The organism is Serratia sp. CY55921 (assembly GCF_052167655.1).
Lineage (GTDB): Bacteria > Pseudomonadota > Gammaproteobacteria > Enterobacterales > Enterobacteriaceae > Serratia > Serratia ureilytica.
The window spans coordinates 285,828-300,693 of sequence record NZ_JBJNMU010000001.1; the positions used below are offsets into that span (position 1 = coordinate 285,828).

Consider the following 14,866-nt stretch of genomic DNA (forward strand, 5'->3'; position numbering starts at 1 on the left):
AAGCGGGCCGCCGAGGGAGATTACAGCAGGTGTTGCACCAGTTGGTTTATCGCGCCGCCGCCGACCAGCAGCCAGACGAACAGCAGCGTTGCCAGCAGAATCGGTTTCATCCCGGCCTGGCGCACGGCGCTGATGTGGGTAGTCAGCCCCAGCGCCGCCATCGCCATCGCCAGCATCCAGGTGTCGGCGGTGATCAGGTGCCGCACCAGCGTGGCCGGCAGCAGGTTGAAGGAGTTCAGCCCGGCGACGGCGATAAACAGCACGGCGAACCACGGAATGGTGATGGCGGATTTTTCCGCCTTGCCTGCGCTGCCTCGGCTGATGTAGCCCGACAGCAGCAGCAGGAACGGCGCCAGCATCATCACGCGGATCATCTTGGCGATCACCGCCGCATTTTCGGCGTCCGGCCCGATGGCGTGCCCGGCGGCGACCACCTGAGCCACTTCGTGGATGGTGGAGCCGGCGTAGATGCCGAAGGTTTCCTGGCTGAACGGCAGCCACTGGAAGTGTTCATTCAACTGATACAGCCACGGATAGGCGAAGATCGCCAGGGTGCCGAACACCACCACGGTCGAGACCGCGACCGCCACTTTGCTGGAGTCGGCCTTCAGCACCGGCTCGGTGGCCATCACCGCCGCCGCGCCGCAAATGCTGCTGCCGGCGCCGATCAGTATCGCGGTTTGGCTGTCGATGCCGAACACTTTCTTGCCGAGCCAGCAGGCCAGCAGGAAAGTGGTGATCAGGGTCAGCGCATCGATGATGATGCCGCTGGCGCCCACGTCGGCGATCTGCTGAAAGGTCAGCCGGAAGCCGTAAAGGATAATGCCCAGACGCAGCAGGCGCTGTTTGGCCAGCTGTACGCCGCTGTGACAAACGGTTTGCCAGCGGGGGTACAGCGTGTTGCCCACCAGAATGCCGAGCAGGATCGCCAGCGTCAGCGCCCCCAGCCCCAGCTCCGCCACCCTGGGAATGTCGCCGGCCCAGACGGCCAGCGCGGTGAGCGCGCCGGTCAGCGCCAGCCCCGGCACCAGCCGCGGCAGGCCGAACAGCGGGAAGCGTCGCTCGGGGTAAGTGTGAGTGGTATCAGTCGCCATATAAAGTCAGTCCTTCAGTCTGTTTCTTGCGGTCAAGAGTACGTTTGGGCTGAATAAAAGAGAAATTGATTATATATTTATAACCTATCTGAATAAGTGGTATGGGGTCAGCCATTGGCATAACGCCGCATTGCGGCTAGGGTGTGGAGGAACGGCGAGCCGCCGTCAATTTTCCAACTAACAGGAGCAGGCGATGGATACCGACGATCAACGCAGAGAGCAGGTAGATCAGGAAGTGGGCCGCGCGGTGCGGCGGTTGATTGAAGAAAACAAGGTGATCGACCGCGACCATCTCGCGGCGATGCTGCAATTGATACTGCGGGACGAAACCGGCACGCCGCGAGAGCCGGTGCTGGCCGCGGCGGCGCAGCTGGTCGCGTTGGGCAAATAGCGCGCCGATCTGGCCGCAAACAGGGTAGCCTGGCCGGGCTGCCCACCACACCATATTGGGGTTCTCTGGCAGAACCTTCTTTCAATACCGGGACAGCTATGCATATCACGTTGCGTCAACTGGAAGTCTTTACCGAAGTGCTGAAAAGCGGTTCGACCACGCAGGCCTCGGTGGTGCTGGCGCTGTCGCAGTCGGCGGTCAGCGCGGCGCTGGCGGATCTGGAGGGGCAGCTGGGCGTGCAGCTGTTCGATCGCGTCGGCAAACGGCTGGTGATCAACGAGCACGGCCGGTTGCTGTATCCCAAGGCGCTGGCGCTGTTGGAACAGGCGGGGGAGATAGAGCAGCTGTTTCGCCATGACGGCGGGGCGTTGCGCATCGCCGCCAGCAGCACCATCGGCAACTACATGCTGCCGGAGATGATCGCCCGCTACCGCCGGGATTTTCCCGCCACGCCGCTGGAGCTGAACGTCGGCAACAGCCAGGACGTAATCGTGGCAGTGGCGGATTTTCGCGTCGATCTGGGGCTGATCGAAGGGCCTTGCCATATGCCGGAGCTGGTGACGCAGCCGTGGCTGGAGGACGAGCTGGTGGTGTTCGCCGCGCCGGATAACCCGCTGACCCGTCAACCGCCGACGCTGGAGGCGCTGGCCAATGCGCCGTGGATCTTGCGCGAGCGCGGTTCCGGCACCCGTGAGGTGTTGGACCATCTGCTGTTGGCGCATCTGCCGCATTTCCAGCTGGTGATGGAGCTGGGCAACTCGGAGGCGATCAAGCATGCGGTGCGGCACGGCATCGGCATCAGCTGCCTGTCGCGGCGGGTGGTGGCGGAACAGCTGGCCAGCGGCGCGCTGGTGGAACTGCCGGTGCCGTTGCCGCCGCTGCGCCGCACCCTGTACCTGATCCGCCATCGGCAAAAGCACGTCTCCAACGCGTTGCAACGTTTTCTCAGCTATTGCGTGCTGTAACCGGCGGCACGTCAAGCCCTCTGCTGCCGCGCAGGCCGGAAAAAGCATAAAAACCTGCGCGCGCTCACATTAATGAGAGTAAGTAAGGCTATAAGGGCCGCAGCTAATAATTGCCTCTGAATTATGAAGCTATCTTATATCGGTGCAATGTTGCTAGTTCACCGGCGGGTATTTGTTACAATCCGCCCTCATTTTTCGAAGAGCAGATAGATAGGGAACGAATGGCTCAGCAGGATATAAAAACATCGGGGCAGCAAGCACCCGGATTGCGCCGTGAATTGAAAGCCCGGCATTTGACCATGATCGCCATCGGCGGCTCCATCGGCACCGGCCTCTTCGTCGCCTCGGGCGCCACGGTTTCTCAGGCAGGCCCCGGCGGGGCGCTGCTGTCTTACGCTCTGATCGGTTTGATGGTGTACTTCCTGATGACCAGCCTGGGCGAACTGGCGGCCTTTATGCCGGTCTCCGGTTCATTCTCCACCTACGGCGCCAAATACGTAGAAGAAGGCTTCGGCTTCGCGCTGGGCTGGAACTACTGGTACAACTGGGCGGTGACCATCGCCGTTGACCTGGTGGCCTCGCAGTTGGTGATGAGCTACTGGTTCCCGGACACCCCGGGTTGGATCTGGAGCGCGCTGTTCCTCGGCCTGATGTTCCTGCTGAACTACATTTCGGTGAAAGGGTTCGGCGAGGCGGAATACTGGTTCGCGCTGATCAAGGTCAGCACCGTGATTATCTTCATCGCCGTCGGCGTGATGATGATCGTCGGCATTCTGAAGGGCGGCGAGCATGCCGGCTGGCAGAACTGGACGATAGGAGACGCGCCGTTTGCCGGTGGCTTCTCGGCAATGATCGGCGTGGCCATGATCGTCGGCTTCTCGTTCCAGGGCACCGAACTTATCGGCATCGCAGCCGGCGAATCGGAAAACCCGGGTAAAAACATCCCGCGCGCGGTGCGTCAGGTGTTTTGGCGTATCCTGCTGTTCTATATCTTCGCCATTCTGATCATCAGCCTGATCATTCCGTACACCGATCCGAGCCTGCTGCGCAACGACGTGAAAGACATCAGCGTCAGCCCGTTCACGCTGGTCTTCCAACATGCCGGCCTGCTGTCGGCGGCGGCGGTGATGAACGCGGTGATCCTGACGGCGGTGCTGTCGGCCGGTAACTCGGGCATGTATGCGTCGACCCGCATGCTGTACACCCTGGCTTCGGAAGGCAAGGCGCCGCGCATCTTCGCCAAGCTGTCGAAAGGCGGCGTGCCGCGCAACGCGCTGTACGCGACCTGCGTGGTGGCCGGCCTGTGCTTCCTGACGTCGATGTTCGGTAACCAGTCGGTTTACCTGTGGCTGCTGAATACCTCGGGCATGACCGGTTTCATCGCCTGGTTGGGCATCGCCATCAGCCACTACCGTTTCCGTCGCGGCTACATGCTGCAGGGGCGCGATCTGAACGATTTGCCGTACCGTTCCGGTTTCTTCCCGCTGGGGCCGATCTTTGCCTTCGTGCTGTGTCTGATCATCACCCTGGGGCAGAACTACCAGGCCTTCCTGCAAGACAAGATCGACTGGTACGGCGTGACCGCGACCTACATCGGTATTCCGCTGTTCCTGCTGATTTGGTTTGGTTACAAGCTGTCGCAAGGCACCCGTGTCGTGAAGTACAGCGAGATGGAATTCCCGAAGATGGACGTGAAGTAATTTTCGGTGAGTGACACGCGGCGGGGGCTCCCGCCGCGTTTTGTTTTACTTTTTCCCGCCTTTGGCTTCTGCCAGCGCCTGCTGCGCCGAGCTCATCAAACTCTCTACCGTCGCGTAATCCTGCGTCAGCGCCACAATGCCGGCGTTAAGCTGCATGTTCACCTCGCCGAACGCGCCAAAATCGTAGGGCGCCTCCAGCGGCGGCACAATGCGCGCCAGAAACTCGCTTTCCGCGCCGTAGGGCAGATCGTGCACCAGAATCAGAAACTGGCCGCCGGTATAGCGGCAGATATAGTCGCTGGGGCGGATCAGCGTCTTGAGGCGCTCGCCGACGGTGCGCAGCACGTCGTCGCCGATCTGGACGCCGTGGCTTTGGTAGAGCGCCGCCAGCGGGCCGAATTCAAGAATGAACAGGTGGGAGATCGGCTGCGCCGTTCCGGGACGGCAGATGCTGCGCATCACCGCCTCGCCGCCTGCGCGGTTGAGAAAGCCGGTCAGGCGATCGCGGTGCGACGCCTGCTGCTTCTCCCACGCCAGCGTGACGTGCTGCACCAGCTGGCGGTGGTAGCGCGCGATCATGCCGTGGGCCAGCACCAGCCACAGCGGCGCGAGGTCCGCCAGGACAAACAGGTTTTGCACGCGCGACAGCGGCGCCGCCAGCAGGTAAGGCAGCGTCAGCGCGATCACCTCAAGCAGCGCGAAGCGCGGGGCGGCGGCGTGGCGCTGCATCAGCCAGCAGGCCAGGGCGGTGATCGTCAGGCCGGCGAACAGCATTAAGACGAAGCGGCCCGAGAGCATCGCCAGAGCGGCGCTGGCGCCGACCAGCAGCGCCCACAGCAGCACCGTCACCAGCATGGCGTTCGGCCAGGCCGGTTGACGCCGACGCGCCAGCCAGGCTCGCCCGGCGGTCAACAACAACAGCAGCAGCAACAAACCGATGCCGAGCGGCCGCTGGACCAGCCAGGCGTACCCCGCCAGCAGCGCGGCCGGCCCTGCGGCATTCAGCCAGGGCGTGAGAGGAGAGGGCGTCAGCGTGAGACGCAGCTGGCGTTGAAACGGCTCGTCATCGGCGTGCAGCGGGCTGTATAACAGCCAGTTCAGCAGCGCCGGGCGTTTGGGCGTTACCGCCGGAGATGGACTTCTCATTACAGCCTCGTCAATCAATAAGGCCGCTCTTGCGGCGGCCTGAAGTTTTTTTGCACGCGCGGTGCTGTGATTTTGGATTCTATGTGGTTTTGCCGTTATTTGTCAGAGTCTGGTCGGATCAGGAAGAATTTTCAGAATAATTAACCTACTGGCCGTTGGCGGGGGAAAGCGTGGCGGTTTGAAAAATGGCGATAAAAAACAAATTATTACATTTCGACAACGCCGTTTTCACCTATTGATATGATTGATAAGTATTATCGTTTGTTTTATTGTTAACGGCTGTGCGCAGGCTGCTGCCGCACACTTTTCGGTTCACGGCGGCCGCTTTCGCGCCGCTGTCATGATGGTTGCAACAGGTATCTTAACTAATGAGCGTATCCACCGATCCCATGACTGAAGCCAAGGGGCAACCCGACGCCGGCGTGATGGGGCGTTATCAGCATATTCTTCGCCATCGCCTGTTGATGATGGGCGTATTGGCATTGGCGATCCTGGGCTCGCTGCTGCTGGATTTCACCATGGGGCCGTCCGGCCTGTCGTTGTCGTCCTTATGGCAAACGCTGCTTGATCCCGCCGCGGCCGATGCCGGAACGCGGGTGATCGTTTGGGACATCCGCTTGCCCTATGCGTTGATGGCGGTGGTGGTGGGCTTTGCGCTCGGCCTGGCCGGGGCGGAAATGCAGACCATCCTGAATAACCCGCTGGCCAGCCCCTTCACCCTCGGGGTGTCTTCCGCCGCGGCCTTTGGCGCCGCGCTGGCGATCGTGCTAGGCATCGGCATTCCGGGGATCCCCGATCAGTGGTTCATCTCCGCCAACGCCTTTATCTTCGCGCTGTTCGCCGCGCTGATGCTTGACGGCATCACGCGCTGGACGCGGGTCGCCACCTCCGGCGTGGTGCTGTTCGGCATCGCGCTGGTGTTTACCTTCAACGCGCTGGTCTCGATGATGCAGTTCATCGCCAGCGAGGACACGCTGCAGGGGCTGGTGTTCTGGACCATGGGCAGCCTGGCGCGCGCCTCGTGGGACAAACTGGGCATTCTGTTCGGGGTGTTCGCCGTGCTGCTGCCGCTGTCGATGATGAGCTCGTGGAAACTGACCGCGCTGCGTCTGGGTGAAGACCGGGCGGTGAGCTTCGGCATCGACGTGCGTCGGCTGCGTTTGACCACGCTGCTGCGCATCAGCATGCTCTCGGCGCTGGCGGTGGCTTTCGTCGGGCCGATCGGCTTTATCGGTCTGGTGGCGCCGCACATCGCCCGCATGATCTTCGGCGAAGATCACCGTTTCTACCTGCCCGCCAGTGCGCTGATTGGCGCGCTGGTGCTGTCGATGGCCTCGGTGGCGTCGAAAAACCTGGTGCCTGGGGTAATCATCCCGGTGGGGATCGTGACGTCGTTGGTCGGGGTGCCGTTCTTCCTGAGCATTATTCTGCGCCACCGGGGGAACGTATGAGCCAGGGTTTACGGATAGAAAACTTCTCGGCGGGTTACCCGAAACGCCAGGTGATCGACAATCTCTCGGTGCCGATGCTGCCGCGCGGGCAAATCACCGTGTTGCTGGGGCCGAACGGCAGCGGCAAATCGACATTGCTGCGCTCGCTGGCCGGGCTGAACCCGGCGCAGGGCAAGCTGTGGCTGGACGACGGCGATTTGATGCAGATGCCGTTCGCCCGTCGGGCGGAGAAAGTGGTGTACCTGCCGCAGTCGCTGCCCGCCGGGGTGCATCTGCACGTGCTGGAGTCGATCATCGTGGCGCAGCGCGCCTCGGGCGGCCGCAGCAACGCCGGCAGCGAAGCGGAAGTGATGGCTTTGCTGGAACAGCTGGGCATCGCCCACCTGGCGCTGAGTTATCTCGATCAGCTGTCCGGCGGCCAGAAACAGTTGGTGGGGTTGGCGCAGTCGCTGATCCGTCAGCCGTCGCTGCTGCTGCTGGATGAGCCGCTGAGCGCGCTCGATCTCAACTACCAGTTCCACGTGATGGATTTGGTGCGCCGCGAAACCCGCAAGCGCGATATCGTGACGGTGGTGGTGGTGCATGACATCAACATTGCGCTGCGTCACGGCGACCACGTGCTGATGCTGCAGGATGGCGATCTGATCGCCGACGGCGCGCCGGATCAGGTGATTACGCCGCAGAGCCTGGCGCGGGTCTATGGCGTGCGCGGGCGCATCGAGCGTTGCTCGCAGGGTACGCCGCAGGTGCTGATAGACGGTCTGGTGAATCAGCCGACGATATAATCCAGGAAAAAGCCCGGCATCGCCGGTAATGCCGGTCAGTTAAGCCTGACTGGCATTTTTTTATCCCATCTTTGTGTGTTTCGTGCAGCCTGAATTGCCGTAAAAATCTCTCATTTCTCTGATGCCGTAGCGAACGGCAATTGGAGGGGCCGAAGGCGCGGCCCCTCCACCTGCGCCTTCGCTTAACACCGTCTGTCCGCTACGCGGATACCCTCGCCGTGTCTGCGTTGTCGGGCGGGTCGGCTGCGACAAACGTCCCTGTTAGTCTCGCCTCAACCGGCCTTCCCTGGCCGGTTGCCCCTGACAACGCCGTCTTGCTCGGCAGCCAGTGATGCGCGCTCAAGGTCAACACCTGAGCTGGCAGCTACTGGGAAATCTGCCGCTGATGAGGTTGTGGTAGAGAAGTTGGAGATGAGCGCGGTGTTGGGCGCCCTTGAAGACGCCGAACGCAGGCATAGCGCATTAGGCGAAACCGCCATGGACGGCGGTTTCAGGTGAGACAGGCAGGGACGCCTGTCGCAACCGGCCTCAATGCGCTATGGCGGAGGGAGGGAAGTTGGCAAAGCCAACCGTCTGACAGGGCAAAGGCGCGGGTTGCCAGGGGCCGCGCCTTCGGCCCCTGGCTCGGTCGAGGTGCGGGAGTCTCATGATGCACCTCTCATTTATCGACCGAAAGCGTCACGAGTACTTCAAAAAAACGCTAACTGACACGCATTACGGCATCGCCGGGCTTTTTTTATCGCGCAGCGCGGTTCAGTGCTTCGCTCACGCGTTCGACGACGTGCTGGGCGGTGACGATGCCGCCGGACAGATAGACCTCGGCCGCCGGCAGGTAAACCACCTGGCCTTTTTTCACCGCCGTGGTTTTCTTCAGCGCGGTGCCGGTGAGGATTTTCTGCGGCGCCACCGCGTTCGGCCGACCGGTCGCGGCATCTCTGTCGATGACGAACAGCCAGTCCGGGTTCAGTTTGGCGACCTGCTCAGGCGTCAGCTTATTGCCGCGCACGTCTTTTTCATCGGACTGCAGCGCGGACGAGAAGCCGAGAGCGTCATAGACGAAGCTGAAACGGCTCTTGGGGGCGTAAGCGCTGATCTTGCCGCCGGAGAACAGCACCACCAGCCCGCGTCCGGCCTGGGCGGCCTGCGGTTTGACCGCCGCGATCTGCGCATCCAGCTTGTCGATCGCCGCCTGCGCCTGTTGCTGCTTATCGAACAGCTCGCCCAGCTGCAGGGTGCGCTGTTTCAGGCTGCCCAACTGATCCTGCTGATCGACGGACATGTTCAACGTCGGCGCCAGCGCATTCAATTCGTCATAGGCTTTGGACGCCCGGCCGGCGATCAGGATCAGATCCGGTTTGGCGGCGCGCAGCACGGCCATATCCGGCTCGAACAGGGTGCCGGCATTGAGGTATTTGTCATCCTGATAGCGCTTCAGGCTATCCGGCAAGTTCTTGCGGTTGCCGGGCAGCGCCAGCGGCTCGACGCCCAGCAGCTGCAGCGTTTCCAGCGAGGCGTAATCCAGCACCACGATGCGCTGCGGGTGCTTTTTCACCTCGGTGCTGCCGTTCAGGTGCTGGACGTTGACGGTGGCCGAGGCCGCCGGCGCGTCGGTTTTGCTGTGGCAACCCGCCAGCGCCATCGCGGCCAGCAGGGCGATCATCAGGGGGGAGCGGCGTAATCTCATGGAGCTTCCTCTCGGTGATGGAATGAAAAGGGCGCGCAGCGCGCGCCCGGGGGCATCAGAAGTTGTAGGTCATGCCGACGGTGTAACGGCGGCCGTCCAGCGTGGTGCGGTAGTGATCGTAATCCACGGTCTTGTCGAGAATGTTGTAGACCCCGCCGGTCAGCTGCAGGTTTTTCGCCGCCTGGTAGCTCAGGCCCGCATCGACGAAGGTGTAGGACGGGGTGCTGGTCTCCATCGACGTGCGGCTCAGGTAGTCTGAGGTGCGGCTGCGGAAGTTAACGCGCGACCACAGGCTGAGGTCTTGCGTAGCCTGCCAATCCAGCACGGTGTTGATCATGTGCTTAGGCATCTGGTTCAGCGCCTTGCCCTGGAACTCGCCGCTTTTCTGCTCGGAAGCGGTGTAGGTGTAGTTGGCGTTCCACTTCCAGTCTTTATTGATCTGCCAGCCGAAGGTGGCCTCTACGCCGCGCATATTGGCTTTGTCGACGTTGACGCGATCGCTGATAAAGTCGTAGACGTCATTGCCGATCTTACAGTCCGGCGTGTCTTCGCAGCGGCGCACTTCGGTGATCTTGTTCTTGAAGTCGGTGTTGAAGACCGTCACCCCGGCATTGACGCCTTCCAGGCTGTCCCACATCAGGCCGATCTCTTCGCTCAGGCTCTTCTCCGGCTGCAGATCCGGGTTGCCGACGATGATGCCGTTACGCACGCCGCCGCCGGTGACCTGGCCCCAGCTGGCGGAGGATTGGCGCAGATCCGGCGAACGGTAGCCGGCGGAGACGCCGCCTTTCATCGTCCACTGTTCGGTCAGGTGCCAGACGCCGTACATGCGCGGCGACCAGTGGCTGCCGAAGTTCTGATCGCGATCCATACGGATGCCGCTGGTCAGGCTGAAGTCGTTGGTCAGCGCCCATTCGTCCTCGGCGAACAATGCCCAGCTCCAGCGCGTCAGCTGGTTGACGTCTTGCGCCGAGCTCAGCTGGTTGCCGCTGTCGCCCAGTTTCTCATAGCGGTATTGGCCGCCGAGGTTCAGCATGTGGGCACCCAGCTCGAACTGGTTCTGGGTGTTGAAGATGGTGTTGTACATCTTCATCTTGCGGCCCGGGTTATTGGTCTCTTCCCGCTGAACGTAGCTGGTGGAGTTACCGAAGTCGTAATAACCGTTGTGGGTCAGCGCGTAGTTGGTGCGGGTGTAGAGATTTTCGCTGCGAGAGGTAGGTTTGCACTTGCCTTTGCTGCAGCGCTCCGCCACCACCGATTTGCCCGGCGTGCTGTTGCGATCCTGCAGCGAGCGGCCGATTTCGAAGTCGAATTCGTTTTTCTCGTCCGGGGTCAAGGTGAACACCGCGGTGCCGCTGCGCATGCGCTGTTCGTTGTAACCGTTGGCGATTTTATCTTCGGCGCGGCGCGACAGCAGGCCGTTGACCCGCACGCCGAGCAGGCCTTCAATCAGTGGGCCGGAGGCGTAGGCGTTGGTCTGGAACAGATCGCCGGAATCGCGGTTTTCCTGGAGGGTGGCGTCGCCGTGCAGCGAGCCTTTCCACTCGGTGCGGGAAGTCTTGCGGGTGATGACGTTGATCACGCCGCCCATGGCGTCGGAACCGTACAGCGAAGACATCGGCCCGCGCACCACTTCGATACGTTCGATGGCTTCCATCGGCGGCAGCCAGCCCTGTTCGATGCCGGCGTTATCGCTGTTCGGCCGGGTGCCGCGGGTGTCGACGCGCTTGCCGTCCACCAGAATCAGCGTGTACTTGGAGGACATGCCGCGGATGCTGATGTCGCTGCTGCTGGCGCCGCCGGTGACGACCACGCCCGGCACGTCTTTCAGCGCATCGGTCACATCGCGATAGGCTTTATCTTCAATTTGCTGGCGCGGGATCACTGAGATGGAAGCGGCGGAGTCCTGAATTTTTTGCTGAAAGCCGGAGGCGGTGACGACCATGGTGTCCTGGGCGTCAGTCTGCGGCGCGGCCAGCGCGGCGGTGGCGCTGAGCGAGGCGATGACCATGGCGGCGAGCTTGCTGTAACGTGGCGTTTCCATGAGGTAAACCTTTCCTGGATTGAAGTGAAAGTAATTAACCAATTGAATTTCTAATGAAATTATTCATCGTTCGCTGAGAAATCCGGTGCTTCGTCAGCGTTGCGTGAGGGTATTGTAAGGATTTTTTACTTAATGTAAACGCTAATGATAATTCATATCATTTGTATGCTTGTTATTCTGGCGGGAAAGAGTAACCGGATGAATTAAAGGGAAAACCGGCGCAGCGGATGTGCGCCGGGCAGGATCAGCGTTTCTGGATGTAAGTGATGGCCAGCGCCAGCGCCAGCACCAGGCCTTTGATAATGTCCATGGCGTAGTAGGGCACCGACAGCATCACCAGGCCGTTTTGCAGCACGCCGAGGATCACCGCGCCGATCAGGGTGCCGAGCGCATTGGGTTTGCCGGAGCCGGCCAGCGAGAAGCCGATGTAGGCCGCCGCCACCGCATCCATCAGATAGCCGCCGCCGGCGTTGACCTGCGAAGAGCCGATACGTGACGCCAGCAGGATGCCGCCAAGCGCCGCCAGCCAGGAAGAAATGACGTAAGCGGCAACCCTGTAACGCACGGTGCGAATGCCCGACAGGCGTGCCGCCTCGGGGTTGCCGCCGATGGCGTACATGCGGCGGCCATGCTTGGTCAACGACAGGAACAGCTGTACCGCCACGGTGACCGCCAGCATGATCAGCACGATCACCGGCACCTGGCCGAGGGCGGAAAACACTTCCGGGATCAGGCCTTCCGCCATGTCGCCATTCGGCAGCACCATGTTTTGGGTGATGGAGCCGCCGTAGCTGTAGGTCATCGCCACGCCCTGGATCACGAACAGGCTGGCCAGCGTCGCCAGCATATCGGGGATTTTGAGCACCACGATCAGCAGGGCGTTGAACAGGCCGACCAGCGTGCACAGCAACAGCGTCACCACTATGGCGCCAGCGGTGCCGAACCCGTGCCAGACGAACAGTGAAATCACCAGCGCGTTGGCCAGCGAGGCGGTCGAGCCGACCGACAGATCGAAACCGCCGACCGACAGCGAGATAGAGACGCCGATGGCGATCACCGTCACGATGGCGATCGAACGCAGGATATTGATGATGTTGTTGGCATCGAGAAAGTTGTCCGACGCCAGGCCAAACAGGGCGACCAGCGCCGCGACGGTCAGCAGCATGCCCCACTTGTAGAGGAAATCAAACAGCTGTTGGCGCCAGGGCAGCGCAGGCCGCAAGGCAAATTCTTTACTCACGCAGGGGTTCCTCCGGTGGAATAGAGCAATAAGGTTTCTTCGTCGGTATCGGCGGCGTTCAGCTCCGCCACGATGCGGCCGTCCCACAGCACGCAGATGCGATCGCACAGGCCAACCAGCTCGGCGAACTCGCCGGAGGCGTAAATCACGCCTTTGCCGGCGCGGGCCAGGCCGTCGATCAGGCTGAACAGTTCCTGTTTGGCCTTGATGTCCACGCCCTTGGTCGGCTCATCGAAGATCAGCACGTCGGCGTCGCCGCGCAGCCACTTGCCGATCGCCACTTTTTGCTGATTGCCGCCGGACAGGCGCGCCAGCCGCTGTTGCGGGCCGGAGGCGCGAATGTTCAGACGCTGCATGATCTCGCGCGCCCAGCGCAGCTCTTGCCGCCGGCTGAACAGGCTCCAGCGCGAGAAGCTGTCATCGGCGCTGACGCTCAGGTTCATCGGGATCGCCTCATCGATAAAAATGCCTTCTTTGCGGCGTTCTTCCGGCACCAGCGCCAGCCCCTGTTCGACCGACAGATGCGGCGCACGCGGCGCCCAGGGCTGCCCGCGCAGTTCGCCGCGTTCCAGCAGCGCGGCGCCGGCGCCGAACAATGCCTTGCACAGCTCGCTTTTCCCGGCTCCGGCCAGCCCGGCGATGCCGAGGATCTCGCCTTCATGCAGCCGCAGCGAAACGTCGCGCAGCTTATGGCGATCGCGCAAGCCCTCCACCTGCAGCAGCGTACGCTCCGCGTGCGGCGGGCGCGGCGGCGGGAAAATGTCGTCCAGCCGGTGGCCGAGCATTTTCTCGACGATCTGTTCGCCGCCGAGGCCGCGCATGGCGTCTTCGCTGACGCGGCGGCCGTCGCGCAGCACCGTCAGCCGATCGCAAATGTCGCTCAGTTCGTGGATGCGGTGAGAAATGAATACGATGCCGATGCCTTCGGATTGCAGGCGGCGCACCACGTTGAACAGGCGCTCGCTCTCGGCGCGATCGAGCGGCGCAGTCGGTTCATCGAGCACCAGAAAACGGCAGCGGTGCGACAGCGCGCGCGCCAGCAGCACCTGCTGTTTTTCCGCCAGCGTGCAGTCCGCCAGGCGTCTGCGCGGGTTGAGCGGCAGCGCCCATTGCTGCAGCAGCTGTGCGGCGCGGCGGTGCAGTTCCGCCCAGTTCAGCCAGTGGCCCGGTTCGTTCAGCCAGTCCAGCATGATGTTTTCCGCCACCGACAGCGTGGGGATCAGCGCGACATCGACTTCTTGCTGTACCACGTGGATGCCGTGGCGGCGCGCCTGCAGCGGGGAATGAATTTCCACTGCCCGGCCGTCGATCAGGATCTCGCCGCGGTAGTGATCGTGGGCGCCGGAGAGGATCGACATTAGCGTCGATTTGCCCGCGCCGTTGGCGCCGACCAGCGCGTGGATTGAGCCGCCGTGCAGCGTGAAGTCCACGTCCTGCAGCGCGTTGAAGCCGGCGAAGGCGATCGAGATATTGCGCATCTCGAGGCGCGAAGGCGTTGCGGTTGACATTGCGTAGTGAGGCCGTTTAGATGTTTAGATGGCTGTTTTGCTCTGTTGTAACACAGATTGCGCCGTTGGCAACCAACAAAATGGCATAACGGCGATGAAAAGCGTGGGCGGACAGGGGCGCAACCCGCGTCAGGCTGCGCCGGAGCGATAAACGGTCAGAAGGTGGTGGGGGTGTGTGCGCTGACGATGCGGCAGATGCGCGCCGAGGTATTGCTGAAGCTGTGCGGAATGCCGGTGTTGATGGCGTAGCTCTGACCGGCGGTCAGGCAGTAACTCTGGCCGTTGATGGTCAGCACGATCTCGCCCTCCAGCAGGGTGCCTATCTCTTCGCCCTGATGCTTGATCTTTTCGCCGGTGGTGGTGCCGGGCTGGTAGGTTTCCAGCATCATCGCCAGGTTGCGCGTCGGGCTGCCGTTGTGCACCAGCTTCATCGACACCCCCTGGCTGCCGATCTCAATCAGATCCTCGGCGTCGATCACCACGCGCGGCTCGTCGACGGCCTCCGGTTCGGCAAAGAATTCCGACAGCGACAGGCCATACACCTTAAGCAACTTTTGCAGCGTGCTGATGGCCGGGCTGACTTTGTCCTGTTCGATGGTGCTGATCGCACTGTGGGTTAACCCGGACAGTTCGGCGACCCGGCGCTGTGACAAACCCAATTGCTGGCGGATCTGCGACAGGCGTTTGCCCGGTGCCAAGCTGGCTTCGCTCATAGCGGTACTTCCTTCTGGTAAGGGCGACAGGCTGAAATGACGATCGGTATCGGGCGCCTGCCTGGTCGATAACGATGCTGCATGATATCGGTAGTTAGGGTAGGTTTGGAAAATATATTGCCCATGCTCACCGTCGGCGCGGCGG

Annotated in this window: 12 protein-coding genes; 5 read left to right on the plus strand and 7 right to left on the minus strand. The window is 62.0% G+C overall.

Going from position 1 to position 14,866, the window contains the following annotated elements; translation table 11 throughout:
- Window positions 1-20: 20 nt before the first annotated feature.
- The gene (locus ACJ8M3_RS01415; protein ID WP_033643801.1) at window positions 21-1,094 is read right to left on the minus strand and encodes a YeiH family putative sulfate export transporter; all 1,074 of its coding nucleotides are present in this window, start codon (window positions 1,092-1,094) and stop codon (window positions 21-23) included.
- 193 nt (window positions 1,095-1,287) lie between these two features.
- Between ACJ8M3_RS01415 and ACJ8M3_RS01420 the strand changes: the two genes are divergently transcribed.
- From ACJ8M3_RS01420 to ACJ8M3_RS01430, 3 genes are all read left to right on the plus strand, one after another.
- Window positions 1,288-1,485, plus strand: a complete 198-nt coding sequence (locus tag ACJ8M3_RS01420) for a hypothetical protein (protein ID WP_089197247.1) — start codon at window positions 1,288-1,290, stop codon at window positions 1,483-1,485.
- A 98-nt stretch (window positions 1,486-1,583) separates the two neighbouring features.
- Window positions 1,584-2,450, plus strand: coding sequence for a DNA-binding transcriptional regulator YeiE (yieE, locus tag ACJ8M3_RS01425; RefSeq protein WP_021505917.1), 867 nt, complete (start codon window positions 1,584-1,586; stop codon window positions 2,448-2,450).
- A 221-nt stretch (window positions 2,451-2,671) separates the two neighbouring features.
- On the plus strand, window positions 2,672-4,150 hold the full coding sequence (locus ACJ8M3_RS01430; RefSeq protein WP_033643798.1) for an amino acid permease: 1,479 nt from the start codon (window positions 2,672-2,674) through the stop codon (window positions 4,148-4,150).
- Window positions 4,151-4,195: 45 nt separating this feature from the next.
- Here the strand turns inward: ACJ8M3_RS01430 and ACJ8M3_RS01435 are convergent, their stop codons facing one another.
- Window positions 4,196-5,296: a GGDEF domain-containing protein gene (locus ACJ8M3_RS01435; protein ID WP_033652543.1), complete on the minus strand. Its 1,101-nt coding sequence runs from the start codon at window positions 5,294-5,296 to the stop codon at window positions 4,196-4,198.
- A gap of 368 nt (window positions 5,297-5,664) precedes the next feature.
- Here ACJ8M3_RS01435 and ACJ8M3_RS01440 point away from each other — a divergent pair, with 368 nt between their 5' ends.
- Window positions 5,665-6,747, plus strand: coding sequence for a FecCD family ABC transporter permease (locus tag ACJ8M3_RS01440; protein WP_033643796.1), 1,083 nt, complete (start codon window positions 5,665-5,667; stop codon window positions 6,745-6,747).
- Window positions 6,744-7,532 carry an ABC transporter ATP-binding protein gene (locus ACJ8M3_RS01445; RefSeq protein WP_033643795.1) on the plus strand — a complete coding sequence of 263 codons (789 nt, stop codon included), beginning with the start codon at window positions 6,744-6,746 and terminating at the stop codon, window positions 7,530-7,532. Before ACJ8M3_RS01440 ends, ACJ8M3_RS01445 begins: the two co-directional genes overlap by 4 nt.
- 736 nt (window positions 7,533-8,268) lie before the next feature.
- Here the strand turns inward: ACJ8M3_RS01445 and ACJ8M3_RS01450 are convergent.
- From ACJ8M3_RS01450 to puuR, 5 genes are all read right to left on the minus strand, one after another.
- The gene (locus ACJ8M3_RS01450; protein ID WP_089197246.1) at window positions 8,269-9,216 is read right to left on the minus strand and encodes a siderophore ABC transporter substrate-binding protein; all 948 of its coding nucleotides are present in this window, start codon (window positions 9,214-9,216) and stop codon (window positions 8,269-8,271) included.
- Between the two features lie 55 nt (window positions 9,217-9,271).
- On the minus strand, window positions 9,272-11,260 hold the full coding sequence (locus ACJ8M3_RS01455) for a ligand-gated channel protein (RefSeq protein ID WP_047574336.1): 1,989 nt from the start codon (window positions 11,258-11,260) through the stop codon (window positions 9,272-9,274).
- Between the two features lie 244 nt (window positions 11,261-11,504).
- Window positions 11,505-12,500: an ABC transporter permease gene (locus tag ACJ8M3_RS01460; protein WP_042785047.1), complete on the minus strand. Its 996-nt coding sequence runs from the start codon at window positions 12,498-12,500 to the stop codon at window positions 11,505-11,507.
- A complete protein-coding gene (locus ACJ8M3_RS01465; protein ID WP_089197245.1) occupies window positions 12,497-14,008 on the minus strand; it encodes a sugar ABC transporter ATP-binding protein in 1,512 nt (503 codons plus the stop codon). The genes ACJ8M3_RS01460 and ACJ8M3_RS01465 overlap by 4 nt, the downstream gene beginning before the upstream one ends.
- A 155-nt stretch (window positions 14,009-14,163) precedes the next feature.
- Window positions 14,164-14,721: an HTH-type transcriptional regulator PuuR gene (puuR, locus tag ACJ8M3_RS01470; RefSeq protein WP_016927000.1), complete on the minus strand. Its 558-nt coding sequence runs from the start codon at window positions 14,719-14,721 to the stop codon at window positions 14,164-14,166.
- Window positions 14,722-14,866: the final 145 nt, after the last annotated feature.